This window comes from Pseudomonas sp. VE 267-6A (genome assembly GCF_024126555.1).
Classification (GTDB): domain Bacteria; phylum Pseudomonadota; class Gammaproteobacteria; order Pseudomonadales; family Pseudomonadaceae; genus Aquipseudomonas; species Aquipseudomonas palmensis.
Genome location: NZ_JAMYBY010000046.1, coordinates 1 through 1,147, shown reverse-complemented (window position 1 = coordinate 1,147; position 1,147 = coordinate 1). Strand labels below are relative to the sequence as shown.

General features: G+C 67.2%; 1 protein-coding gene. It reads left to right on the top strand.

Annotated elements, in window-relative coordinates:
- The coding region (gene tssI, locus NJH59_RS25360; protein ID WP_253087468.1) for a type VI secretion system Vgr family protein at nucleotides 1–1,147 on the top strand (1,147 nt) is incomplete at both ends.

The window sequence follows — 1,147 nt, the reverse complement described above, 5'->3', positions numbered from 1 at the left end:
ACTACCGCCTGGCCGAGGGCCGCAGCGACCAGCCGAGCCTGGTCAGCGGGCATTTTCTGAGCCTGACCGAGCATGCCAACCCGGCGTGGAACGACCTGTGGCTGCTCACCGAAGTGCTGCATGAAGGCAAGCAGCCGCAAGTGCTCGAGGAGGTGATCAGCAGCGACGTCACCGACCTCAAGGACGACTTTCACCAGGGCTATCGCAACCGCTTCTGCGCCACGCCGTGGGATGTGCCGTATCGGCCGCCGCTGAGGCATCCCAAGCCCAAAGTGCTGGGTGCGCAACGTGCGGTAGTGACCGGCCCCGAGGGCGAGGAGATCTATTGCGACGAGTACGGCCGGGTCAAGGTGCAGTTCTTCTGGGACCGCGAAGGCCAATCGGACGACAAGACCACCTGCTGGATGCGCGTGGCCTCCAACTGGGCCAGCCAGAGCAGCTTCGGCGCCATCTCGCTGCCGCGTATCGGCATGGAGGTGCTGATCACCTTTCTGGAAGGCGACCCCGACCAGCCGCTGATCACTGGTTGCCTGTACCACGGCGCCAACCTGCCGCCGTACCGGTTGCCGGACTTCAAGACCCTGGCCACGGTCAAGAGCAAGGAATACAAGGGCAGCCGCAGCAACGAGCTGCGCATCGACGACACCACCAGCGAGATCAGCATCGCGTTGCGCAGCGACCATGGCGCCAGTGCGATCAACCTGGGCTACCTGACCCACCCGCGCCCCTCGGGCGGCCAGCCGCGCGGTGAGGGTTTCGAGCTGCGCACCGACCGGCATGGCGCCGTGCGCGCGGCGGCGGGCCTGCTGCTGACCACCGAGCCCCGGCATCACGAAGCCAAGCACCACAAGGACCTGCCCGAAACCGCCGAACGCCTGGCCACCGCCAGCGAGCAGCAGGACGGCTTCGGCCAGCAGGCACGCGAGGTACAGGCGCAGGAAGCGGGCGATCAGGACGACGTGGCCAAGGCCCTGCATGCGCAGCACCAGGGCATTGTCGGCAGTGGCCCGACCAACCAGAGCGCCAACGAATTTCCCGAGTTCAGCGAACCGCACCTGGTGCTGGCCAGCCCGGCGGGCATCGCCCTGACCACGCCGCGCTCGACGCATGTCGCGACCGGTGAACACCTGGCGTTGAGCAGCACCGG